Raw genomic sequence first — 24716 nt, 5'->3', positions numbered from 1 at the left:
AGCCACTACACGCAATAATAACTTCTTGTAATAGATGCATATAGCTGTATTGTCTGGTTTTGTGGTGGCTGCAATGGTATTATTAGCTGGCAGGTTGCTGAAAGGTTACCAGTCACTGATACTGTCCCTATTGCCTGTTAGCTTATTCATCTACTTCCTAAGTTTTATTCCTCGCTTAGCTGATGGCAATACTGTGATGTATAGCTATCCATGGATACCATCGTTAGGTGTTCAACTCGATTATCATCTTGATGGCTTATCGCTGTTGTTCTGCCTGCTCATCACTGGTATTGGTTCATTGATCTTCATATACGCAGCTGCTTATATGAAAGGGTACAATTATGTCAACAGGTTTTTCTGCTACCTGTCTATGTTTATGGCCAGCATGCTTGGCCTTGTACTTAGCGATAATGTATTGGCACTTTTTGTTTTTTGGGAACTCACCAGTATCAGTTCATTTTTTCTTATTGGTTTTAATAATGATAATCCTGATTCAAGAAAAAGTTCTTTGTTAGCATTGGCCATTACCGGTGGTGGTGGTTTTTTATTGATGGCTGGCTTCATCTTGATGGGCAGCACCATTGGCAGCTTTTCTATTTCGGAGATGATAACATCACGTTCTGTTTTGCAAAACAGCGAACACTACTGGCTGATGCTACTGTTGATCTGCGGTGGTGCGTTCACCAAATCGGCACAGTTTCCTTTTCACTTTTGGTTACCTGGTGCTATGAAAGCACCTACGCCGGTTTCTGCTTACTTACACTCTGCTACTATGGTGAAAGCAGGTGTCTATTTACTGGCTCGCCTTACTCCTGTTCTTGGGCAAAACATCTACTGGAATAACACGCTCATGATCGTTGGTGGTATTACCATGGTTTATGCTGCATTTCATTCTTTATTCAGAACAGATCTGAAAACCATACTTGCTTATACTACCATTTCTGCTCTAGGCATTCTTGTTTTTTTGTTAGGAATAGGAACCCAGCAAGCGCTGATTGCTGCAGCTGTTTTTATTCTTGTTCATGCATTGTATAAAGCAGGATTGTTTCTTGTAACAGGCATTATTGATCATGAAACAGGCACCCGCGATGTAACGGTGCTTAGCGGCTTACGCAAAGTAATGATGCCTGTAGCTATAGCCGGCATCGTGGCTGCTATATCGAGTGCGGGTATTCCATTCACATTTGGTTTTTTAGGTAAAGACCTTATCTACGAGGGAACCTTAAGTAGCGGCAACAATTTTATTTTTCTTACAGCGCTTGCTGTAGTCACTAATATCATGTTGCTGTATGCAGGTTTCGTTGCCGGCATTAAACCATTCACAGGTAACATTCCTTCACAGTTTCATGATGTACACCTGCCATCGTTGTGGATGTGGCTACCACCCTTGCTGCTGGGAATACTGAGTATGATCTTTGGTTTCTTTCCTGCGCTGATTGATAATAGTTTAGTTCAACCAGTTGTACGCGCCTTACATGGCGGACCGGTAGATATCCCTTTGAAGATATGGCATGGATTCAACCTGGTGCTGCTGTTAAGTGCTATTACTCTTGTTGGTGGTTTCCTGTTGTACAAATACATCAAGCCATCTTCAGAAAGAATACATGCTGTTGATCGTTTCAGAGAATATTCACCTGCATTTATTATCCCTGGTATTGCTACTGGTGTACATGCCTTTGCCAGGCATTACACACGCATCATGCAAAATGGTTACCTACGCATTTATGTGCTGGTAATCGTGCTGTTTCTTGTGGTCTTATTGTCGTATAAATTATTCACTGGCGTAAATATTTACATTGATGAAAGCAAGCTACACGAGATAACGATTTACGAAGCTGTGGTAACGGGAATAATGTTGTTCGCGATTTTCAAAACGGTTTTTACATCATCACGTTTGATAGCAGTAGCAGCAATGGGTGTGGTTGGATATTGTATCTGTTTGCTTTTTGTATTCTACAGTGCACCAGATCTTGCCATGACGCAGTTCACCATTGATACGCTCACAGTGGTGTTGTTCGTGCTTGTGTTATTCAGGCTACCACCATTTTTACACCTTACTAATGCACCTGTAAAAATCAGGGATGGATTGGTGGCATTATCCTTTGGAACCTTACTATCCATCATTGCACTGGAGGTCATCAATGAAACAGCTACAAAAGACATAACTGAATTTTACGCCAAGAACTCCTATGTATTTGCAAAAGGTAAGAATGTAGTAAATGTTATCCTGGTGGATTTCAGGGGCATGGATACACTGGTAGAAATAACTGTACTAACGATAGCTGCTATTGGTGTATACAGCATGCTAAAGCTAAAAATTGGTTTAAAAGAAAAAGAATGACCTGTGCCGGTATATGAGCAGGTGCACAAGATGAAATAGGAATTACAGTAAAAATAAGTTGAATGAAAACGATCATATTAAAAACAGCTTCTAATTATTTGCTCCCGGTATTGCTGCTGTTTTCTGTATTTATTTTACTGAGAGGACACTACCTGCCAGGAGGAGGATTTGTGGGCGGACTGGTAGCATCTATTGCATTTGTACTTCATGCTTTTGCCAATGGGCTAGATAAAACACGTGAGTTCCTCAAGTATCATCCTGGAATTAATATTCCCATAGGTTTAACCATCTCGCTCATTAGCGGGTTTGCACCTATGCTTATAGGGCAACCATTTATGACAGGCCTTTGGTTCGAGAAACCTTTTCCTGTTGTAGGTATGATAGGCTCTGCTTTATTTTTTGATATTGGTGTTTACATCGTAGTGGTAGGTGTTACACTTACCATACTATTTACCATTAGCGAAACAGCAAATGAATAATGGAGTTACTACTGGTTATATTAATTGGCATTTTGTACAGCGCCGGCATCTATATGTTGCTAAGGCGTAGCCTTGTCAAATTGATTCTCGGGCTTATACTTTTAGGTAATGGTGCTAATATGCTCATCTTCCTATTGGGCTCATTGGTAAAAGGAAACCCACCCGTAATACCCGACGATGCAAAAGCACTTACTGGATTATATGCTGATCCAATACCACAGGCGTTGATATTAACGGCTATTGTGATCAGCTTCGGTTTACAAGCGTTTGCCATTATTCTTATAAAAAGAGTTTATGCTGTTATAAACAGCGATGATCTTGATCACTTAAATACCACAGAAGAAGAAGTATGACCGGGCACAACATCATATGGCCAATACTTGTGCATATGTTCACAGCAATTGTTCTGCTCTTCTGCTGGCGAAAAGTGGCGGCGCAGCGTGTGGCAAGTGTTGTAGGAAATTTTGTTTCGCTTACCATCAGTATTATGCTGCTGCACCAGGTTTGGAACAATGGTATTCAAACCATGCAAGCAGGAAATTGGTCGGCGCCTTTTGGTATCACTTTCGTTGCCGATGTATTTGGTAGTACACTAGTATTGCTTACCAGCATTGCAGGACTTGCAGTAAGCATATTTTCTACAGCAGGGATCAGCAAAGCAAGAATGCGTTTTGGCTACTTCCCTATCCTGCATTTTTTGCTTATGGGATTGAGTGGAGCTTTTTTGACCGGCGACATTTTCAACCTATATGTATGGTTTGAGATCATCATCATTGCTTCCTTTGTTCTAATGACATTAGGTGGAAGAAAACCACAGATAGAAGGCGGTATCAAATACGTAACCATGAACCTGCTGGCATCGGTGATTTTCCTTACAGCAATAGGCATCTTGTATGGACTGACCGGCAGTTTAAATATGGCTGATCTATCACTAAAAGTGGCACAGGTGCAAAATCGGGGATTGGTTAATGTAACTGCCTTACTATTCTTTGTTGGTTTTGGAATTAAGTCTGCCATCTTTCCCTTGTACTTCTGGCTACCATCCTCTTATCATACACCACCGTCGGCTATAGCGGCTATATTCGGCGGACTGCTTACTAAAGTTGGCGTGTATGCTATGTTGCGTGTGTTCACACTCATTTTTGTACCCGACGAATTTGTAAGGACCACTTTTACCATCATAGCAGGAGCAACATTATTAACTGGTGTTTTAGGAGCTATAGTAAAAACAGATGTAAGAAAAATATTCTCCTACCTCATCGTTTCACATATCGGTTACATGATTGCAGGTCTTGCTATGTTCAATGAAGCTGCACTTACAGGGGCTTTGTTTTACCTGGTGCACGACATAATGGTGAAGACCAATCTTTTCCTGATCTGTGGTCTCATCTTCAAAATAAAAGGTAGCCTTGAATTTAAAGAAGTAGGTGGATTGTATGATGAATACCCGAAGCTATCGCTGCTGATGGCGGTGGTCTTATTTTCGCTGGTGGGTATCCCGCCGCTTTCAGGCTTCTGGCCTAAGATATTGTTGTTCCAGGGCGGCTTCTCTACAGGAAATTACTTCCTCATCATTTCCATTATAATCGCCAGTTTCTTCACGCTATGGATAGTGGCAAAAATATGGGCTGAGATCTTTTGGAAAACACAACCACAAACAGAAACGGTACAAGCTGATGACCTGGCGCCTATGAAATGGAGCAGGAAAACTCTGTTGGTAGGCCCTGTATTGATGTTGGCAATTGTATCAGTATATATAGGATTGGGTGCGGAAAATATAATGGCTGTATCGCACCATATAGCCATTGAGTTATTAGACCCAACAGCTTACATCAATGCTGTGCTGGGTCCTGTAGCTGCACCATAAAACCAGATGTTATGATCAGACAATTATTAATGAACCTGCTGCTTACACTTGTATGGATGGCCCTTACGGGTAGGTTCGTGTTCATCAATTTTGTGTTTGGTTTCATACTCAGCTATGTCATACTCTGGATGAGTGCGCGAAAGAGCGAAGACAAAAGATATTTCAACAGGGTGCCGCGCATCATTGGCTTTATATTGTTCTTTTTAAAAGAACTACTAAAGGCAAACCTGGAGGTAGCTTATGATGTGATCACTCCACGTTTTTTTATGAAACCAGGTATTGTGAAAATTCCACTGGATGCTAAAACAGACCTTGAAATCACATTGCTGGCAAACCTTATCACGCTTACACCCGGAACGCTAAGCCTGGATGTATCGGATGACAAAAAAGTTTTGTACGTGCATGCGATGTATATAAAAGACAAGGAAAAATTCATAACGAGTATAAAAAGCGGCTTCGAAAGGAAGTTGCTGGAGCTGTTGAGATGAACCTGTACGAATATCTATATTATATTATCCTGCCGATACTGAGCATATCGATCGTGCTGGTGTTTATCCGTTTTTTAAAAGGACCGGGAATAGTAGATCGTGTTATTGCACTAGATCTATTAATCACTATTGGTATTGCTATTATAGCTGTGTATAGTATCATCAACAACCAATCTACTTTCTTAGATATAGCCATGATACTTGCGCTAATTGCTTTCCTGGGCACAATAGCATTCTCGTATTACCTTGAAAAAAGAAAGAAAAATGACTGAGGCCATTATCATGATATTAAGTGGATTGGGAGCATTGTTCATCCTGATCGCATCTATAGGTTTTATCAGGATGCCTGACTTTTACCTGCGTGTATCTGTCACCACCAAAGCGGTTACTCTTGGTATTGGTTTGATATTGGGAGGAGCTGCTCTATATTTTTCAGAAGTATCGGTAGTATCGCGTGTATTTGCCATTATTCTTTTCCTGCTGCTTACAGCACCTGTTGCCGCGCATATGATTGGCCGTACTGCTTATTTCATTGGCACCAAGATGTGGGATAAATCAGTGATTGATGAACTGGAAGGAATGTATAAAACCGAAACACATGAACTGAAGAGCCAATCGGATGAAAAAGGTACAGATGATAAAGGAGAGGTGGGAAGTACGAAGTAAGGCTTTTGGAACTAGGGGATCCCTCCTTCGTCGGGATGACACTCTAGTTTTGGGCACTAAATAATTAGTTCATCCCAAATTTTGATGGCTAACGAACTACTGGAAAAACCTTTACATTTTATAACCAGGAACAAGAAACCAGAAACCAACAACCTGCTCTCTATCCTACCATCATTTCCTTTTCCTTCATCCATTTGTCGCGGCCATAACCAGGTATTACATGTCTTTCGCTATGGTAAGATGATCTTACAAGCGGACCACTTTCTACATAATCAAAACCAAGTTCATAACCTATCTCACGTAGCTCAGCAAATTCATCCGGGTGAACAAAACGATGTACCGGTAAATGTTTTGGAGTAGGCTGCAGGTATTGACCAAGAGTAAGAACATCCACTCCAACCGCTACCAGGTCTTCCATGCTTTGAACCACCTCTTCTTTCTTTTCGCCAAGGCCGAGCATGATACCAGTTTTGGTACGCATTCCTCCTTCCTTTAGCATACGCAAAACCTCCAGGCTACGACGGTACTTAGCCTGTATACGAACCTGGCGCGACAGTCTTTCAACCGTTTCCATATTATGGCTCACTACTTCGGGTGCTGCGTCTATTACCCGCTGTACCTGGTCAGCATAACCACGAAAATCAGGGATAAGCGTTTCTAAAGTTGTACCCGGGTTTAAAGCTTTAACGGCTTTGATAGTATTGTACCAGATGATGGATCCACCATCTTTTAGTTCGTCGCGATCCACGCTGGTTATTACAGCGTGCTTCACCTTCATCAGGTGAATTGCTTCAGCTACACGTTGTGGCTCATCCCAATCAACAGGGTCTGGACGACCGGTAGCCACTGCGCAAAAACCGCAGCTACGTGTACATGTATTTCCAAGTATCATAAAGGTAGCAGTGCCTTCACCCCAGCACTCACCCATATTTGGGCAGTTGCCGCTTTCGCAAATGGTGTGAAGTTTATGCGTGTCTACCAGCCCGCGAACATGCTTATAACTTTCACCTATAGGCAGTTTTACACGCAGCCAATCAGGCTTCTTCACTTTCATTTTTGTCTCGTCTATCTTCTGTACTATGGGTAGCTCTTGCATGCGAAAATTATCATTAAGCTGTGATACCTGGCAAATAATATAGCAGTCGTTGGGATGAGGGCTTTTGCCTTCATTTTATAAGAGGTGAAATAGGTTTTCAACACCCTTCTCTATCTCGGCGCAAAAGTAAGCTACTTTCTCCTTCCGAAGACGATAGAAGCGTAAGCACTAAAAAAGAAGTTGCGCGGTTTGTTCACATCAGGGAAACCTTCACGCCATAACAGTATTGGCATACGCTGGGTGTAAAAATCCCAATTCAATCCAACCTCTATAGCACTTACCGTTTCATTGAAACGACCATAGTCAAAACGTAAGGCTGTTTTTGCATACACACCCGGAACAAACTTAATTTCGTTCCAGCCTTTACCAAAACTGGATGCGCCATAGATATTTTGCGCAGACAAGAAGACTGAATCGTTGCCGCCGTCGAACTTAATGTCTCTCCTATTGCCACCAGCACCATCTACCTCTAAATAATAAGGTTTCAACAGTCCTGCACTAAACCCGCCACCATAGATAGCAGAAATGGCAACACCGTTTTTATTTCCCTTCCCACCTATAAGGCGCTGCTGACCAACACCAAGCTTGGCAAAATAAAAATTGTTCACCTTACCATAGATGTATGGATTGCCTATTGGAATAGCAAAATTTTGCGGAACCTTTTCTTCTTTAGGATGCTTGCGCTCACCTAGTTCAAATGAATAGAGGGTGGTTTTAGTTGGCGTCTTCAATTTTCCAAATTCATAAAAAGCGCCGTATCCGTCAGTAGATAACTTGATACCAAATATGCTTTGCTTATTGAATATCAAAGCACCTTCTTCTTCCTGTTTTATGAGTTGGCTGATCTTTTCTCTGCGTTCTTCTCTTTTTTCCTGCCGGGCATCACGATTTTGAGCGGTAAGATTAGTAAGGGATATTGTGCAAAGAATGGCAATGACGATCTTCTTCACTTTGTAATTATTAGTTGCTTGTAAATTTAGGGCAATTTAAGTATGAATACTTTATGGCTGCAAAGAGTAAACAAACTGGTTTACTGATAGTTCGTTTTTGCAGCACTAAAGTGGCCAGTGTAATGAAGCAATTCCTTCAAATACACATTTTTCCTTCTGAAACTTCTGTATCGTAATTATCAGCAACAAGCATATAGATAGTGATCATCATATGGTTTAGTGGCTGAAGGATCACGTTTTTTTAATATGCCCAGGAAGTTTTTAAAACGAGAAAATAGGTGAAGCTTCTGTAGGTGAAAGAAACGTTATTTCTATTTCAACAGTTATTACCTGGAAGCTACCGCACCACTGAAATCTTGTTTTGCCCATCAGCAGCTTTAAGAACTGAATTACCAACAGAGCAGGAAAGACACCTGCGGTGAGTGCAATAATTATTTTTGAGCTCGATGAGCGCCTGACTATCGGCTGCATGCAGGTTGGTAACACCTTTGGCTTTCCAGTGTTTAGTTATAGCATTCTCTTCAGGCTGTACCTGCGTTAACCATACAGCAGCTTTTTCTTTCAGTGCATCATTTTTATGAAAGACACCGTAACTAAAAACTACAGGAACAATGGTATTGATGATGATATTCTCCGCCATTTGTTGTCCCAATTGTTTGGGCTTGAAAGGTGTTGGTTCATCAGGCAGGTAATGATAGTGCCAGTAATCATTTGCGGTAACATCTAAGTATTTCTTTAAGCCGTTTACATCAACTGCCTCCAACACTGAAGAAAATAAGTGCGAAGAACGGTGTACCAGCATGGCCAGTTGCGCAAGCCTGATAGTAGGAAAATTAGCAGGCCGCATGCGCAGAAAATTTGGCGTAATAGCAGAAGGAACCAGCTTATACTTTTTCTGCAGGAACTGGTATTCTTTGCTAAGCATGACCATATAATCATCAGTGAAAGAGCGTGACAGCAAACCTGCCTGCCCCAGCAGCATAGCCTCCAGCTGGTGAATCTGGTTTTTGTGACGACCTAATGTTGCGACCGGTAGTGAACGAGCAACTGCTTCAAAACAATCTGCATTGATCTTTGAGCCAAAGTTGCGGGCCAGCATCCACCAGAAAACTTCTTCCCAATGATTTTGTGCTGCCTGTAAAAGCTCCAATACATATGCTGACTTCCGCTGAAGTCTCTCCACTAGTAGCCTGTCTTTCCAAACACCCCACTTGAGTTCGGTGAGCGCCGGAAGAAATCGATCGCAGGGAACAAAATGATTGCTTTGTTGCAGTACATCGTAATGCTGGAGCATGAGCTTTGGAACACGATGCTGTAATTGAAGTGTAGGTATAACTGAACCATCAGCATGTTTGATAACTGCATCGTGCTGCCATACTACGTGCAGTATGGTATTGTTGTAGTTTTTATCTGCAGAATGACGGTGACGTATCCAATCTGAAGAACGAATATGCAATTCTATGTTGCCTGCCCATGTAGTATTATCTAATACCACTTTTGCATTTATAAAATCTGGTCCCTGATTGCTGTGGAACTGCCCCTGGTGAATGATCTTTAGCAACTGTCCTTCTTCGGTGGACAGCGAACCAGTATTATAATACTGGAATTGCCAGATGAATTGTAGCAATCGCTCTGTCATAGCGTGTGGCTGATGCTTTACCTGCAGCTACACCTAATGTAATAAAATAATACGATGAAGTATAGCTAAGGCTGCATTAGCCTGCTAGATGATAGCAGTGTTAGTTATAAAAATGCGCATTAAACTACTGCTGCCACAAGCACTGCAGATAAACGGAGCGTCGCAACAATGATTCACCACAGCGGTGAAGCTGGCAAAATAAACTACTCTGGCTGTGCAGGAGGCTCTTCCAGGTTATCCAGTTCGCGTACTACACGGCTAATTGGTAGTCCCATAACATTGTAAAAATCACCATTGATGCGCTTGATGCCAATAACACCTATCCACTCCTGTATGGCGTAAGAACCAGCTTTATCAAAAGGCTTGAACTTGTCTATGTAAAACTCGATCTGGTCGGCAGTAAGCTCGTAAAATTCAACTTCGGTAGTTTCGGAAAATGCCACCTGGTAATGATCGGTATGAATGACAACACCAGTAATAACCTTGTGAGTACGGCCGGAAAGCAGGGTAAGCATACGGATAGCATCTGCCCTGTTGGTGGGTTTGTTTATCACCTGGTCATCGAGCACTACAATGGTATCGGCAGCAAGGATTGTTTTATCGCTGTATTGTTTATGATAAGCTGCATCCAGGTAGCTATTGGTCTCATTTGCTTTTTGACGCGCTATATGAATCGGTATTTCTTCTACAGGCATCCCTTCAGGATAAGTTTCATCAGTAGAACGCGCCACCACCGTATAAGGAACTTCCGCCCAGTCTAATAGTTGTTTGCGTCTCGGAGATTGAGAAGCCAAAATAATTCTAACCATAGTTGCAGTGTTTTATAAATACAGCCTAAAAAAAATCATGGACAAGATGCCGGTGAACATGACCAATTTTATCCATGAACTTAGTTTATGATAATCGGCACTGGTAGTAGCAGGAAAAAGCTTTCTGAATACATACAACAATGGAACAATGATGAAAAGAATGCAATAAGCTGCACTCCACCACCACTTGAATTGTAGTACATAAAACTGCACTATACTTAATGCTGCTATCAATACCACTAACCATACCGCTACAAATACTTTGGTAGCTATAATTCCCCAGGCTATAGGCATAGTAGTACAACCATACCGGCGGTCGCCTTCTATGTCTTCCATATCCTTTACTACCTCGCGGATCAATGATATTACAAAAGCAAAGCCAGCATATAGAAATGTGATGCGGGTAACTTTTTCTGTATAAGATCCTATGGCTGCTGATGTAAGCAGGTTGCTACTTTCACTCCAGGTAACTACCAGTATGACCCATGCAGTAAGAAGCGATATCAATACATTCCCGGCCAGCAGTTTTTTCTTTAAAGAAATAGAGTATACAAACAGCAGCAGTACGCATCCCAGGTTGAAAATTCCCAAAAAACGAACATTGGTAGTGAGATCGATATAGAAACCGATAAGTATACCGATGATGCTTAGCACCAGGTGCCACACGATCACCCATCGGCGGTGGATTACCTTTGCCACAACCAGTTTATCAGGTTTGTTTATAAGGTCTATATCCAGGTCGAAGTAATCGTTGATGATATAACCAGCTGCCGCTATGAATACTGAAGAAACAATAAGGAGAAATAAGTTGATTCCACTGATGTTAGCCACACGCCCTGCATTGGAAAATATAGGATGTATGATAGCATACACAAACAAAAGCTGTGTAATGGCTATGAACACCAGGTTGGGCCAGCGCACCAGATTTAGAAAAGCCTTTATTAATTTCAAACAGTTTGTTTAAGTGAAGCAAATAAATTGATATACATGTTACGACTTTAGCGCGATGGAATATGAGTGTCTTCTTTCCAATGGCCTCTAATCTTCAGTACCTTTTCTATTACATCGCGGCCGCAGCCATAGCCGCCAGCCTGGGGCGATATGTAGGCGCTTACCTCTTTTATTTCCGGAACCGCATCTGATGGGCAACAGGCAAGGGCTGCTTTTTCCATCACCTCCAAGTCGGGAATATCATCACCCATGTACATCACTTCCTGCCAGCTAATATTATTCTCAGCCAGGAAGTTTTGCAAAACAGTGATCTTATCCGTCACCTGCATATACACATCCTTTATTCCTAGCTTATTCAGCCTGTCTATCACTTCTACCGAGGCACCACCTGAAATGATAACTACCTTATAACCCCGCTTTACTGCAAGCTGAAGCGCATAACCATCTTTTACATTCATGGTCCTGGCCATCACTCCACCGGGAAGTAACGTAAGCCTGCCATCCGTTAGCACGCCATCCACATCAAACACTAGTGTAGTAATAGGTTTGAATAATTCCAGCAAATTCATCATTATCTAATTTAATGAGCAGCAACTGTACAGCAGCAAGCAGAAGGTGCAAAAACCTATTGCAACATGTAGAAGTGAAGGTGCGAATGGCGATAAGCGGCTTCTATCTATTATAAGCCGCTCATCTGCCACCCATTATTTCTGGTTATCGCGCCACTCGTACACCCACGAGCTTTGTATCATCTCCAGGTGACCTTCGTTGCTTTGTTCGCGGGTACCGACAAAATTGGGTAACTGAAGCACCCACTCCAGCAGGTCAGTAAACCTTACCCTGTAGATCTTTCCTTCATTGAACTCGTCTCCGAATTTTTCATATAGCTTAAGTGCTATGTCTTCATAATCATTCCAATGAATGGGTGGTTCATATTGTGCCATAATTTGTTCTTTATCGTGTATTGATGTTTGTTGTAAGCCTGCTGCTAAGCAGCAAGAAAAAGCTATTTTATTCTCCTAGGAATTGGGTCTGGTCAGGTAAAGTAACTTCTACTTCACCTTCACCATCCAGCAGAACGCACTGGCAGCCAAGCCTTGAATTCAGTCGAGGGTTTACTGCACGATCTATAAAGTCTTCTTCTTTATCAGTAAGCTCCTCCAGGAAATCCTCACCTTTCATTACATATAAATGACAGGTGCTGCAGGCGCAAACGCCACCGCAGTTATGATGAAGTTCTATATTATTCTTTAGTGCTACTTCCAGCAAACTTTGATCTGCCGTTATGCCTGAAAGGGTTACCGGCTCCTTCCCCTTTTCTTCAAAATTGAATTTGATCGTATACATACATCCTTATTTGAGCTGCAAAAGTATTGGAATGCACTCGCAAAAACTATCCAAATACTAAAGCAGGTTGAAAACTACCCTTACAACAGAATTTCTTCTATGTAGTTCGGCAGCTACTGGTCTAATATACTAGCGCTTATCAGCCGGTACATTCCCTGGAGCCGTGGGTAACTGCTTAGCAGGTCTATATGCATATTGATTGTTGGAATATCCTTCCTTATAGCCGGGCCTGTCTGTACCTCTACAGGTCGATGCATTTTTAAGCGACTGCTGGTTTCTTCTATCAACGGCAGCAGCATTTTAAAATTCAATCCTTCAGCAGTACAATATTCATCAGCCATTACATGCATGAAGGTGGTGAAGTTGCTGGAAAAAACTGCTGCTATATGCATTTTTAAACGTTGATCATCATCTGCAACTGCCACACTCTCAGACCAAATAGCAGCAAACTGAGTTAACTGCTGAATGGTATTTTCATCTACTCCATCAATCAATACCGGCACCTCCGGCACCAGCTGCGCTTCTTTATTTAAAGTTTGTAAAGGATACAGCACTCCATAACTGCAGGTAGCGGTGGCAGTTGATTGCAGTACAGTTTTAGAAACCGACCCTGCCGTGTGAACAATGATCTTGTTTTTTAGTTTCAATTGAGCAGCTACACTACTTATATAAGTATCGGAAACTGCTATCATATATAAATCTGCTTTCTTGCTCAATTCAGAATAGGTGGATGCAAATGCCGTAGAAAGAATACCTGCCAACTGCTGTCCCTGTTCCTTATTCCTGCTCAACACTTGTATTATCTCCACTCCTGCCTGCTTCATTTTCTTCCCCAATACCCAGGCTACATTACCAGACCCTATGATGACTACTTTCATTTAATTTTGATTTAATAACAGAAGGATGAAGTTAACACAAAGAATTGTGCTCGGTTTTTACACGAACAAACTGAAGCTGCTCGGACTTTTTTCGCCACATAAAGCAGCAGAAGAAGCTTTTCGCATTTTTTGCACCCCTTATAGTAAAAGAAAAAATTACCAGGCGCCTCCCATATTCGAAAAAGCAAACAAGGTCAACTTTATTTTCAATGGCGAAACAATTCATGGATTTCAGTGGTGGCCAGCGGTAAGCAATGGTCATAAAATATTGATCTGCCATGGGTTTGATAGCCATAGCTATAAATTTGATAGATACATTGAGCCACTGCTGGAAAAAGGTTTTGAAGTACTTGCCTTTGACGCACCTGCACATGGATTGAGTTCCGGCAAAACCATCAATGCCGCTATGTACCGCGACACCATCCTGGAGATTTGCAGGCGCTTTGGCCCGGTTGATGGCATAATGGCGCATTCACTGGGCGGATTAGCGGTGGCCCTTGCTGTAGAAAAAATGCCCTACAACCTGCACAAACGACTGGTGCTGATCGCTCCTGCTACCGAGTCTACCCGTGCTATAGAAGGTTTCTTTAAGTACATCCCAGTGAGCAAACGTGTACGCGCAGCATTTGATAAGATAATAATGGAAATGGGCGGTTACCCTGCTGAATGGTATTCGGTAGCACGGGTCGTGCAGCATCTTACCACTCCCACCCTTTGGATACATGACCGTGAAGACACCATTACGCCTTTTGCCGATATGGAGCACCTGATTGATCTGCAGTTGCCTCATCTAAACTTTGAGATAACCAAAGGGCTTGGGCACAGCAATGTGTACCGCGACAACGACATCAGCGAAAAGATCATAAAATTCCTTTCTGCCATTGTAAAAGAAGAAGCGACTCATTAAATATTTGCTGTGTTTTCACCGGAAATTGACCACTCTACCTATTATCTCCGGCATTCATATCAATTATTTTGTTGTTTAACGAGATGCTGTAATATTGCACCACTTCGGTTTGATGTACCATTAGCAGTTGATTTGACATTTGATCCCGATGTTGTATGTAGAGACATGATCCTCATTTTTAACCAAAACGGCTGCTGTAAAACATCGACCAGAAGGTGGATACATAATATAATTTTCCTGAATGAGTAAGAATTTATTGATAGTAGAGTCGCCGGCAAAAGCTAAAACCATAGAGAAGATCCTGGGGAAAGATTTTGAAGTTAAGAGCTGCTATGGCCACATCCGCGACCTGGAAAAGGATGACATGGGGATTGACCTGAACAACAATTACCAGCCAAGGTATAAAGTACCCGACGAGAAGCAGAAGGTGGTAAATGAGCTAAAGCAACTGGCAAGAAAATCGAAGGAGGTTTGGCTAGCATCGGATGAGGACCGCGAAGGTGAAAGCATAAGCTGGCACTTAGCGGAAGAACTAGGACTGGACCCCCGATCTACTAAACGTATTGTATTTCACGAGATCACAGCACCAGCAATACGTCGTGCTGTAGAAAACCCTCGTACCATAAATATGAACCTGGTAAATGCACAGCAGGCGCGCCGTGTGCTCGACAGGTTGGTGGGTTTTGAACTTAGCCCCGTACTTTGGAGGAAGATCGGTATGCAGGGTGGCCTTAGCGCAGGCCGTGTGCAGAGTGTAGCTGTAAGACTGGTGGTAGAAAGAGAAAGAGAGATCAACAACTTCAAGGTAGAAAGCAGCTATAAAATAGAAGCACTATTTTCTGCTAATGATATCAATGGAAGGCCTGTTACATTTAAAGCAGAAGGACCTTCAAAAATTGAGAAAGAAGAAACTGCAGAAAAATTCCTGCAAAGCTGTAAAGGTGCAGAATATACAGTAGCCGATGTAACCGTTCGGCCTACCAAACGTTCGCCTGCAGCGCCTTTCACTACTTCAACACTGCAGCAGGAAGCAAGCCGCAAACTTGGCTATAGCGTAAGCAAAACCATGCTGATAGCACAACGCTTGTACGAAAGTGGTAAGATCACTTACATGCGTACCGACAGCATCAACCTGAGCGAAACAGCCATGGCAGCAATACAGGACGAGGTGCAGCGCAGCTTTGGCAACAAGTATTACCAGCCACGCAAGTACAAGAACAAAAATGAAAGTGCCCAAGAAGCACACGAAGCCATCAGGCCTACTTATATGGAAAACAGCTCCATTGATGATGAGGAAGGCCGCAGGCTTTACGAGCTCATCTGGAAGCGTACCATTGCATCGCAAATGAGTGATGCAGAATTTGAAAAGACAACTGCACGCATAGATATTTCTACCAACAAAGACCAACTAACCGCTACCGGTGAGGTAATGAAGTTTGATGGTTTCTTAAAGGTATACCTGGAGAGCAAGGACGAAGAGGACGAGGAAGATACAGAAGGTGTTCTACCACCACTTACTGCACGCCAAAAGCTTGACCTGAAAGAAATGCGTGCATCAGAAAAATTCACACGCCCCGCTGCTCGCTATACGGAAGCTTCGCTTGTAAAAAAGCTGGAGGAATTAGGTATTGGCCGTCCGTCTACTTATGCGCCAACTATCACTACCATCATTAAAAGAAATTACGTAGAGAAGCGTGATAAGGAAGGGGTAAAGAGGCAGGTGAATATTTTACGCCTGAAGAATGACGAAATAAATAAAGAGGTACAAACAGAAAATACCGGTGCTGAAAAAGGCAAACTATTTCCTACTGACCTTGGAATGGTGGTAACAGACTTTTTGAAGCAACACTTCAAGCAGGTAATGGATTATGGTTTTACCGCTGGCATAGAACAGGAATTTGATGAAATAGCAGAAGGAAAAGTGCAGTGGAACAGTATGATTGACGACTTCTACAAGCCTTTTCATAATCATATAGAGGTAACGCTTGAAACTGCAGAACGCGCTAAAGGAGAAAGAGAAATAGGTGTAGACCCACAAACTGGCAAAAAGGTAATTGCCCGAATGGGTAGGTTTGGCCCAATGGTTCAAATTGGCAATGCAGACGAAGAAGAGAAGCCACGCTTTGCAAAATTAAAACCTACGCAAAGCATCGAGACGATCACTTATGAAGAAGCAATGGATCTCTTCAGGTTGCCGCTTACTTTAGGTGAATATGAAGGCAAAGAGGTAGCTGTAAATATGGGGCGCTTTGGTCCTTATGTGCGCTGGGGCGAAGATTTTGTTTCGCTTCCAAAAGGTGAAGACCCGCTGACAGTAGATATGGAACGTGCAATCAGCCTGATAAATGAAAAGCAACAAGCAGATGCGCCCATTGCTATGTACGAAGAGAAACCTGTTACAAAAGGTAAAGGTCGTTTCGGTCCATTTATAAAATGGAATGACCTGTTCATCAATGTTCCTCGTGCTTACAATTTTGACAATCTTACACAGAAAGATTGTGAGGAGCTGATAGAAAAGAAACTGGAAAAAGAAGCTAACCGATTTATCCAGCATTGGCCATCAGAAAAGATAGCAATAGAGAATGGTAGATGGGGGCCCTTCATTCGCTTTGGAAAAAAGATGTTGAAGATCACTTCCAAAGAAGACAAAGGAAAATACACGCCTGAAGAATTAGCTACCATATCGCTTGATGAAGTTAAGCGAATGATTGAAGCACAGGTGCCTGATGCTTTTGCTAAAAAAGCAACTGCTAAGAAAGCTGCGCCTAAAAAAGCTGCAGCAAAAAAGGCGGCTCCTAAAAAAGCATCTAAGAAAGAAAGCTAGGAATAGTTGCCACAAAATTGATGGCATCTTCCACTAGTATAACATCATGTTTATGCCGTTTCATATAAAACTGAAACGGCATAATTTTTTCTTTTTACGTAGCATAAGCCTAAGAATTCCTCCTGCCAACGGTTCAAGAAGAACAAAAGAAATTAACAGTTGTTGAATAACTATTGGTTGACCATCTAGAGAAAAAATCCGTAGTTTGATAAGGATGGATTAGTCAATGCAACAATTGTTTTTGCTAAACCATCCATTCCACTATATGCAGGAGACAAAAGAAATATCAGCACTATTCAATCTTCTCGACGATCCTGACCAGGAGGTTTTCTCTACTGTTTCTGACAGGATAGTTGACTATGGGCGGGGCATTATTCCAAACCTTGAAAACCTTTGGGAAAACACCCTTAGCGAGGAGGTGCAGGAAAGGATTGAAATGCTTATTCATAAGCTGCATTACAATGATCTTACTAAAGACTTCACCGATTGGAAGAGTAATCCTTACCACGATCTGTTGTTTGGTTCTTTACTCGTAGCAAAATATCAATATCCCGATCTTGCTACAGCGCCAGTATTACAAGAGTTGGAAAGAATAAGAAGGAATGTCTGGCTTGAATTAAACAGCTTTCTTACATCGCTTGAGCAGGCAAATGTTATCTCCAGCATTGTTTATAATTATTACAACCTAAAGGGTGTGGAGATGGGTTACAACAACCCTGATGATTTCTTTATTCACAAAGTGATTGAAAGCAAAAAGGGAAATGCATTGAGCAATGGTGTGCTATACTTATTGCTATGCGAGCTGCTGGATATTAATGTAAAAGCCATCAATATTCCTAAGCAATTTATCCTGGCTTACTTCCACAATGATTACGACCAGTACGAAGGAAGCATCAACCCGCAACATAAGATCCATTTTTATATAGATGCCATTTCCGGGCAGATCTTTTCGCACAAAGACATCGAGTCCTATTTCAAACGAATCTCTGTTCCAATTACACCGTTTTACTTCCAGCCAATGAGCCATAAACGCATCATTCAATTGCAGCTGGAAGAGCTGGCTAAATGTTTTGAGAATCCTAAGTTCCAGTACAAGTACGATGAATTAATGGCGTTGAGTAAACTATTGGATGAATAAGATTGCATAGCTGCAAATAAAAAAGAGGTTACAAATTCGCCTGTAACCTCTTTTTGTATACATAGATATTATATTAAGCTAATGAAGCATCCATGGTAATGTTCATGTTATATGCTTTACTTACAGGACAATTTTCTTTTGCTTCCTGTGCACATTTTTCAAACTCTTCAGCACTGATGCCTGGTATAGTAGCACGTACAGTAAGATGAGATGTAGTGATGGCACCATTATCTAGCGTGATCTCGCAATCAGTTTCTATTTTTTCAGGAGTGAAATTTGCCGCACCCAATACAAAGCTAAGTTTCATGCTAAAGCAACCTGCATGCGCTGCTGCCATAAGCTCTTCAGGATTGGTGCCTACACCATCTTCAAAGCGGGTTTTATAAGAATACTGAGCATCCTGTAGCACTGTGCTCTGGCTGGTCAATTTTCCGTTTCCTTCCTTTCCTGAACCATTCCAAACAGCTGTGGCTTTTCTTTTCATAATGTAGTTAAATTTAATTTTTAAAATGATTGAATGATAACCTGGCAAGACTTCGAAAAGATAAACATCCGCACAGGAACAATTGTTGAAGTTACAGATTTCCCTAAAGCAAAAAAACCTGCTTATCAATTGCATATTGATTTTGGACCTCTTGGTATTAAGAAGTCATCTGCACAGATAACAGCGCATTATACCAAGGGACAATTACTTGGAACGCAAGTGGTAGCTGTAGTAAACTTTCCGCCTAAACAAATAGCCAACTTCATCAGCGAGTGCCTGGTGCTGGGCGTATACGATGAGCATAACGAAGTCGTTTTATTGCAACCTAATAAGCCTGTTCAAAATGGTTTACTGATCGGATAATGGAAGCCACTTACCTTACATATTACCAGTCTCCTATTGGCTTGCTGAGGATTGCCGCCACAGAACATTTTGTGCAGGAAGTAACTTTCGTAGATAACGAGGATGACCTGCAACCGCCAAATGACCATCCAATACTGCACACGTGCTTAGAGGAAATCATTGAATATTTCAATGGTCATAGAAGAAGTTTTACCATCCCGGTGCACCAACTAGGAACGGAATTTCAAATTAAAGTTTGGGCGCATTTAATGAACATCAACTTTGGCAAAACCATTAGCTATACAGAATTGGCCAGGCGTATGGGCGATGTAAAAACAATAAGAGCCGCGGCAAGCAGCAATGGTAAAAACAAAGTTTGCATTATCATTCCCTGTCATAGGGTAATTGGAAGCAACCAATCACTGGTGGGATATGTAGGTGGCCTTTGGCGAAAGAAATGGCTGTTGGATCATGAGAATAAAATTGCGAATGGCGTACAAACACTTTTTTAGATGAATACACTACTAGAAGTATTGAAAGGAGATATAACAAAAGTGGAAGCGGATGCAATAGTAAATGCTGCCAATAATTCATTACTAGGTGGAGGTGGTGTGGATGGCGCCATTCATAAGGCAGGCGGGCCAGCAATCCTGGAAGAATGTATACAAATTAGAAACCGGCAGGCTGGATGTAAAACAGGTGATGCGGTTATCACTACAGCAGGCAATCTTCCGGCAAAGAAGGTGATACATACGGTAGGTCCTGTCTACATGGGTGGTGGCCATAACGAAGCTGCGCTACTTTCTAGTTGTTATACAAAATCACTCACACTGGCTATGGAAAACAACCTGCGAACTGTGGCGTTTCCAAACATCAGCACAGGCATATATCGTTATCCAAAACAGGAAGCTGCCATCATTGCCGTAAGAACGGTGCGGCAATTCATAGAACAACATCCTTCAGCTATTGAGAAAATCACCTTTGTATGCTTCGATGATGAGAGTTATTTCATCTACAACCAATTGATGAAATAAAAAAAGCTGGCAGTAAAAACCACCAGCTTTGCGCTTACTAACTCAAGCTCTTATTTCATATCTTTTGATGTAAAACTTAATGGTAACAACATCTCGGCCTTTTCTATTACAAACACCTTTCCTTCCATTCCCCCTAAGATTAACCTGATAGGATGACCTACTCTTGATTCATATTCAACCAAGCTTTGCCTACAAATACCGCAAGGCGATATGGGATGATCGCTATCCCCCTTTTCGTTGTGATAACTAATAGCAAGTGTATCAATAGGTACTTTAGGAAATAAAGAAGAAGCAGCAGCAAGCAAAACTCTTTCAGCACATAGACCTACAGGGAAACTCGCGTTTTCCTGGTTACTACCGGCTACTATTTCTCCATTATTCAAACGGGCTATAGCGCCCACCTGGAAATTTGAATAAGGTGCATATGCATGGTGTGTTACTTCACGTGCTTCATTCAGCAACCATTTATCTTCCTCTTTCAAATCATTGATGGTATCGTATACCTCGAAGTTGAAAGTATAATCTTGTTTTTTCATTGGCTCAAAGTTGATTAGACAAAAAGGCCTTGCTGGTTTGTACCAACAAGGACCCATTCCGCTTTAAAGATAATTATTTAATTGTTTTGAACAAGCGGTTCCAGCGGGGACCTCTATCCCAACTAAACCAGATAAGTGAGGCCTTACCCACAACATGCGTTTCAGGCACAAAACCCCATTTACGACTATCCTGGCTCCTATGCCTGTTATCTCCCATCATCCAGTAATAGTTGTACTTGAATGTGTAACTAGTTGTCTCCTGTCCGTTGATGAAGTATTTCCCATTCGCTTCTACCAATTCATTATTCTCATACACAGAGATTACTCTTCTATAAAGATCAATGTTAGCCGGCGTAAGCGTAATGCTGCTTCCTGCTTTTGGAACATATACCGGTCCGTAGTTATCAAAGGTCCAATTAAGTCCTGCTGTATATGGAAATACTGAACCAGGCACTACGTCGAATGCAGGTTCTATAGATTTAAAATTTGGTAGCTTCTTCACCAATTCTACATCAGCAGGCGAAAGGTTCATGATGTAAGAATTTGCTTTACCCTGGTAAGCCTGTATAATATCGGCTGCGTTCTCTTCAGTAATCTTTAGTTTCTGGGTAAGAAACTCTTCGGTAAAGAACTGGCCGTTGGTTTCCACTATATATTCTGTTTGCGAGCCTGGTGGAATTTCATTCGGCTGTCCGTTGATAAACACTCTTCCGTCTCTTATCTCTAATGTTTCACCCCCAATAGCCACACAGCGTTTTATGTAGTTATCTGTTTTATCCATTGGGTGAACATGAATAGGATAATCAGCCATCAGTGCATCTCGATTGCCATTGTAAGGAGAAGCGCGCAGCACATCGTAATACGGTTGCTTTGAACCAAACTGCGGAAGGTTGATAATGGTATCGCCTGCAGGAAAATTAAAAACCACTACATCATTACGTTTTACAGGACCGAAGCCTGGCAGACGTGTATAAGGTATCTGTACTGCTTTTGTATAAGAAGGCGTGGTAGTAGTAAACGGCATTACATTATGCACAAACGGAAAGGAAATTGGCGTTTGTGGAATACGTGGTCCATAGCTTAGTTTATTTACAAAAAGGAAATCATTTATCAGCAGTGTCTTCTCCATACTACCTGTAGGTATGGTATAAGCTTCAAAAATGAAAGTACGAATGATAGTAGCGGCTACCACAGCAAACACTGCTGCATCAATCCACTCGCGGCTGCCACTTTTTTGGTAGCGTCGCACTACATCATGACCCGCGTATTTTACATCTTTACTAAATCCTAAATAGGGGAAATAAATAAAAGGAAAAAATACAGTAGCTGCGTGGTGAAGGAGGTTGAACTTTCCAAAATGCATTACAAAAATGATCGTGATCCAGATCGTGATGAATTGTCCTGCAATGGGTATGAATTGCAACCAGAACCAGATCTTTCGTATGTTGGTTTTCTCTACAATACACCATGTATTATAAAATGGAACAAGTGCTTTCCAGGGTTCTATGCCTGCTTTCTTAAACATTCCATACATTCCCAGGTGCCAGCCTATCGTTCCAATAATAAAAATAATCCAACCCATAAGTAGTTTTTGAAGTGGACAAATGTAGCATTATAAAGTTTGTATCCGTTCCGGCCAAATAAAAGTTTTCTTAAATAGCCGCTCGTAAAATGATGGCAATCACCTATGTATGCTGCAGCTTTAACAAGAGATAATTACCTTTAATAGCATGAATCATTTTACGATAAGAGATATAGAAAATTTAACCGGTATAAAAGCTCATACGTGGCGTATTTGGGAGCAACGTTACCAGCTTTGCCTACCAGACAGGAAAGAAAGCAATCACCGGTTTTATGATGCAGAAAGGCTAAGACAGATTCTTAGAATCTCTTACCTGTACCATTCAGGGGTAAAGATTTCAAAGCTTGCAAAGATGAATGATGGTGAGCTTTCAACCCTGGCAATGCAGGAAAACCAACAAGGCCCTACCACAGATTTTTATGTAAAAGAATTATTGGAAGCAGCCGTATTATCCGACGATGAGACGTTCGAAAAAGTATCTTCTCATGTGTTCGATACTTTGAATACTGAAGATGCAATTTTGAAAGTGATATATCCATACCTGGAGCGTGTAGGTGTGTTATGGATAACTGAACATCTTGTGCCTGCGCAGGAACATTTCTCCAGTAGCATTTTACGCAACAAGATAATCGCTGCTATTGACAGCCTTCCACCTGTACGCAATACAGGAAAAGAAAATATAGTTTTATTTACGCCTGAAAAAGAATACCACGAACTACCGCTACTATTTATCCATTACCTGCTGAAAAAGAATGGTAAGAGAGTTACCTATTTCGGCTGCAACATAAAGCTGAAAGAGCTAAAGCATTTTGCAGAAAATAAAGAAGTAACGACTTTTCATTTTCACCTGCTTACCAATCTTACTAATAAAGACGCGCAGGAATACCTTTCCTATATAGCATCCGCATTTCCCGATAAATCAGTAGTAATATCTGGAATACAGGCAGCACAAGTACATAATAAGCCTGCTAATGCACGCACACTTAATTCAATGAAAGCCATTCTAGATTATGCCCGCGAGTGATTATAGATCCTTTCTTTATTACGACAACTAGATAGATACATATGCTTTTACATCATCAGCTGTAATTGTCTTTCCTGAAAGAATAACCAGACGCTCCACCACGTTGCGTAGTTCACGAATATTACCCGACCAATTATGCTGCTGTAATGCTTCAATTGCTTTACTATCTATTTCTTTCCTGGCCTGGCCATAATCTTCAGCTATATCCTGCAGGAAACGTTCAACCAGCAAAGGGATATCATCTTTACGATTATTCAGTGAAGGGACATTTATAAGTATCACACCTAGCCTGTGATATAGATCGAGCCTGAAGTTTTTATTTTCTACTTCCTGCAAAAGGTCTTTATTGGTGGCCGCTATTACGCGTACATCCACCGCAATTTCTTTCTCTCCACCTACCCTTGTTATCTTTCCTTCCTGCAATGCACGTAGCACTTTAGCCTGTGCGCTCAAACTCATGTCCCCTATTTCATCCAAGAAAAGTGTACCTCCATTGGCTTGTTCAAACTTGCCTATGCGTTGTTTGATAGCTGATGTAAACGAACCTTTTTCATGACCAAACAATTCGCTTTCTATCAGCTCACCTGGTATGGCTGCGCAATTCACCTCAACCAGCGGACCATCTGCACGATTACTTTTTTCATGTATCCAGCGTGCTACCAGTTCTTTACCGCTACCGTTCTCTCCGGTTATCATCACACGAGCATCTGTAGGCGCTACTTTTTCTATCGTCTCCTTTATTTTTTTGATCGGCTCACTCTCCCCTATCATTTCCTGCACCTTGCTTACACGACGCTTTAAAACCTTAGCTTCTTTAGCAAGTACATTTCTATCCATTGCATTGCGGATAGTGATCAACAGCCGGTTAAGGTCTGGTGGCTTTGAGATATAATCGTAAGCACCTTTTTTTACTGCCTCTACAGCTGTTTCTATATTTCCATGTCCACTGATCATGATGATAGGCACATCAGGATTAGATTCTATAGCTTTCGAAAGAAATTCAATCCCATCAAGCTTTGGCATTTTGATATCGCACAATACCACATCATATGTAGTCGACTGAAATTTCTTTAGACCTTCTTCACCGTCTGCGGCCTCATCTACTTTATATCCTTCGAATCCGAGTATCTCTGTAAGTGTTTTACGTATAGCACGTTCATCATCTACAATAAGTATTGTTGCCATTGTTTTCTTGCTCATTCTTTAATAGGGGTTGCTAAGATAAGTGATTAGCAGATGTAGAAGATGCAGCTTTGTGTTGCAAGCAGTTAAAATAAAAGTTTGAGAACTACTGTGTTAGGTCACGTTTAAAAGCAATTACATAAGCTATATCT

Annotated in this window: 27 protein-coding genes; 14 read left to right on the top strand and 13 right to left on the bottom strand. The window is 41.6% G+C overall.

Going from position 1 to position 24716, the window contains the following annotated elements; all coding sequences use genetic code 11:
• Positions 1-34: 34 nt before the first annotated feature.
• From J4N22_RS07050 to mnhG, 7 genes are all read left to right on the top strand, one after another.
• Positions 35-2341: a putative monovalent cation/H+ antiporter subunit A gene (locus tag J4N22_RS07050; protein WP_207493222.1), complete on the top strand. Its 2307-nt coding sequence runs from the start codon at positions 35-37 to the stop codon at positions 2339-2341.
• A 62-nt stretch (positions 2342-2403) separates the two neighbouring features.
• Positions 2404-2820 carry a Na+/H+ antiporter subunit B gene (locus J4N22_RS07045; RefSeq protein WP_207493221.1) on the top strand — a complete coding sequence of 139 codons (417 nt, stop codon included), beginning with the start codon at positions 2404-2406 and terminating at the stop codon, positions 2818-2820.
• Positions 2820-3173, top strand: coding sequence for a Na+/H+ antiporter subunit C (locus J4N22_RS07040; RefSeq protein WP_207493220.1), 354 nt, complete (start codon positions 2820-2822; stop codon positions 3171-3173). The genes J4N22_RS07045 and J4N22_RS07040 overlap by 1 nt, the downstream gene beginning before the upstream one ends.
• A gap of 35 nt (positions 3174-3208) precedes the next feature.
• Complete coding sequence (locus J4N22_RS07035; protein ID WP_207493219.1) at positions 3209-4687, top strand: proton-conducting transporter transmembrane domain-containing protein; 1479 nt, start codon at positions 3209-3211, stop codon at positions 4685-4687.
• Between the two features lie 11 nt (positions 4688-4698).
• Positions 4699-5175 (top strand): Na+/H+ antiporter subunit E, encoded by a 477-nt coding sequence (locus tag J4N22_RS07030; protein ID WP_207493218.1) that lies wholly within the window; start codon positions 4699-4701, stop codon positions 5173-5175.
• On the top strand, positions 5172-5447 hold the full coding sequence (locus J4N22_RS07025; protein WP_207493217.1) for a cation:proton antiporter: 276 nt from the start codon (positions 5172-5174) through the stop codon (positions 5445-5447). Before J4N22_RS07030 ends, J4N22_RS07025 begins: the two co-directional genes overlap by 4 nt.
• The gene (gene mnhG, locus J4N22_RS07020) at positions 5440-5841 is read left to right on the top strand and encodes a monovalent cation/H(+) antiporter subunit G (RefSeq protein ID WP_207493216.1); all 402 of its coding nucleotides are present in this window, start codon (positions 5440-5442) and stop codon (positions 5839-5841) included. The genes J4N22_RS07025 and mnhG overlap by 8 nt, the downstream gene beginning before the upstream one ends.
• A 160-nt stretch (positions 5842-6001) precedes the next feature.
• On the opposite strand, the gene lipA is transcribed toward mnhG, so the two are convergent.
• From lipA to J4N22_RS06975, 9 genes are all read right to left on the bottom strand, one after another.
• The gene (lipA, locus tag J4N22_RS07015; protein WP_207493215.1) at positions 6002-6937 is read right to left on the bottom strand and encodes a lipoyl synthase; all 936 of its coding nucleotides are present in this window, start codon (positions 6935-6937) and stop codon (positions 6002-6004) included.
• Positions 6938-7068: 131 nt separating this feature from the next.
• A complete protein-coding gene (locus J4N22_RS07010; protein WP_207493214.1) occupies positions 7069-7887 on the bottom strand; it encodes a hypothetical protein in 819 nt (272 codons plus the stop codon).
• 337 nt (positions 7888-8224) lie between these two features.
• Positions 8225-9526: a DUF2851 family protein gene (locus J4N22_RS07005; protein ID WP_207493213.1), complete on the bottom strand. Its 1302-nt coding sequence runs from the start codon at positions 9524-9526 to the stop codon at positions 8225-8227.
• Between the two features lie 203 nt (positions 9527-9729).
• Positions 9730-10335, bottom strand: a complete 606-nt coding sequence (locus J4N22_RS07000) for a Maf family nucleotide pyrophosphatase (protein WP_207493212.1) — start codon at positions 10333-10335, stop codon at positions 9730-9732.
• 12 nt (positions 10336-10347) lie between these two features.
• Positions 10348-11286: a geranylgeranylglycerol-phosphate geranylgeranyltransferase gene (locus J4N22_RS06995; protein ID WP_207493211.1), complete on the bottom strand. Its 939-nt coding sequence runs from the start codon at positions 11284-11286 to the stop codon at positions 10348-10350.
• Positions 11287-11333: 47 nt separating this feature from the next.
• Positions 11334-11858, bottom strand: a complete 525-nt coding sequence (locus tag J4N22_RS06990; RefSeq protein WP_242692084.1) for a KdsC family phosphatase — start codon at positions 11856-11858, stop codon at positions 11334-11336.
• A 132-nt stretch (positions 11859-11990) separates the two neighbouring features.
• Positions 11991-12230 (bottom strand): Fe-S cluster assembly protein IscX, encoded by a 240-nt coding sequence (gene iscX, locus J4N22_RS06985; protein WP_207493210.1) that lies wholly within the window; start codon positions 12228-12230, stop codon positions 11991-11993.
• 67 nt (positions 12231-12297) lie between these two features.
• Positions 12298-12633 carry a 2Fe-2S iron-sulfur cluster-binding protein gene (locus J4N22_RS06980; RefSeq protein WP_207493209.1) on the bottom strand — a complete coding sequence of 112 codons (336 nt, stop codon included), beginning with the start codon at positions 12631-12633 and terminating at the stop codon, positions 12298-12300.
• Positions 12634-12746: 113 nt separating this feature from the next.
• The gene (locus J4N22_RS06975; protein WP_207493208.1) at positions 12747-13511 is read right to left on the bottom strand and encodes a Rossmann-like and DUF2520 domain-containing protein; all 765 of its coding nucleotides are present in this window, start codon (positions 13509-13511) and stop codon (positions 12747-12749) included.
• A gap of 25 nt (positions 13512-13536) precedes the next feature.
• On the opposite strand from J4N22_RS06975, the gene J4N22_RS06970 reads away from it, so the two are divergent.
• The 3 genes from J4N22_RS06970 (at position 13537) to J4N22_RS06960 (ending at position 18380) form a co-directional block, all read left to right on the top strand.
• Positions 13537-14418, top strand: coding sequence for an alpha/beta hydrolase (locus J4N22_RS06970; RefSeq protein WP_207493207.1), 882 nt, complete (start codon positions 13537-13539; stop codon positions 14416-14418).
• Between the two features lie 241 nt (positions 14419-14659).
• Positions 14660-17242 carry a type I DNA topoisomerase gene (topA, locus tag J4N22_RS06965; RefSeq protein WP_207493206.1) on the top strand — a complete coding sequence of 861 codons (2583 nt, stop codon included), beginning with the start codon at positions 14660-14662 and terminating at the stop codon, positions 17240-17242.
• 265 nt (positions 17243-17507) lie between these two features.
• Complete coding sequence (locus J4N22_RS06960; protein ID WP_207493205.1) at positions 17508-18380, top strand: transglutaminase family protein; 873 nt, start codon at positions 17508-17510, stop codon at positions 18378-18380.
• A gap of 73 nt (positions 18381-18453) precedes the next feature.
• Here J4N22_RS06960 and J4N22_RS06955 read toward each other — a convergent pair whose 3' ends face one another.
• On the bottom strand, positions 18454-18864 hold the full coding sequence (locus tag J4N22_RS06955; RefSeq protein WP_207493204.1) for an OsmC family protein: 411 nt from the start codon (positions 18862-18864) through the stop codon (positions 18454-18456).
• A gap of 33 nt (positions 18865-18897) precedes the next feature.
• On the opposite strand from J4N22_RS06955, the gene J4N22_RS06950 reads away from it, so the two are divergent.
• Genes J4N22_RS06950 through J4N22_RS06940 form a run of 3 tightly spaced genes read left to right on the top strand, consistent with a single transcriptional unit; the run spans position 18898 to position 20240 of the window.
• Complete coding sequence (locus tag J4N22_RS06950; protein WP_207493203.1) at positions 18898-19227, top strand: tRNA-binding protein; 330 nt, start codon at positions 18898-18900, stop codon at positions 19225-19227.
• Positions 19227-19718, top strand: coding sequence for a methylated-DNA--[protein]-cysteine S-methyltransferase (locus J4N22_RS06945; RefSeq protein ID WP_207493202.1), 492 nt, complete (start codon positions 19227-19229; stop codon positions 19716-19718). Before J4N22_RS06950 ends, J4N22_RS06945 begins: the two co-directional genes overlap by 1 nt.
• A complete protein-coding gene (locus J4N22_RS06940) occupies positions 19719-20240 on the top strand; it encodes an O-acetyl-ADP-ribose deacetylase (RefSeq protein WP_207493201.1) in 522 nt (173 codons plus the stop codon).
• 50 nt (positions 20241-20290) lie between these two features.
• On the opposite strand, the gene J4N22_RS06935 is transcribed toward J4N22_RS06940, so the two are convergent.
• Entirely contained in the window at positions 20291-20776 is a 486-nt protein-coding gene (locus J4N22_RS06935) for a cytidine deaminase (RefSeq protein WP_207493200.1), read from the bottom strand.
• Between the two features lie 73 nt (positions 20777-20849).
• A complete protein-coding gene (locus J4N22_RS06930; protein ID WP_207493199.1) occupies positions 20850-22358 on the bottom strand; it encodes a S26 family signal peptidase in 1509 nt (502 codons plus the stop codon).
• Positions 22359-22506: 148 nt separating this feature from the next.
• Here J4N22_RS06930 and J4N22_RS06925 point away from each other — a divergent pair, with 148 nt between their 5' ends.
• On the top strand, positions 22507-23382 hold the full coding sequence (locus J4N22_RS06925; protein ID WP_207493198.1) for a MerR family transcriptional regulator: 876 nt from the start codon (positions 22507-22509) through the stop codon (positions 23380-23382).
• 27 nt (positions 23383-23409) lie between these two features.
• On the opposite strand, the gene J4N22_RS06920 is transcribed toward J4N22_RS06925, so the two are convergent.
• Positions 23410-24582: a sigma-54-dependent transcriptional regulator gene (locus J4N22_RS06920; protein WP_242692083.1), complete on the bottom strand. Its 1173-nt coding sequence runs from the start codon at positions 24580-24582 to the stop codon at positions 23410-23412.
• Positions 24583-24716: the final 134 nt, after the last annotated feature.

The organism is Aridibaculum aurantiacum (genome assembly GCF_017355875.1).
Classification (GTDB): domain Bacteria; phylum Bacteroidota; class Bacteroidia; order Chitinophagales; family Chitinophagaceae; genus Segetibacter; species Segetibacter aurantiacus.
This window is presented reverse-complemented; position numbering and strand designations above follow the sequence as displayed.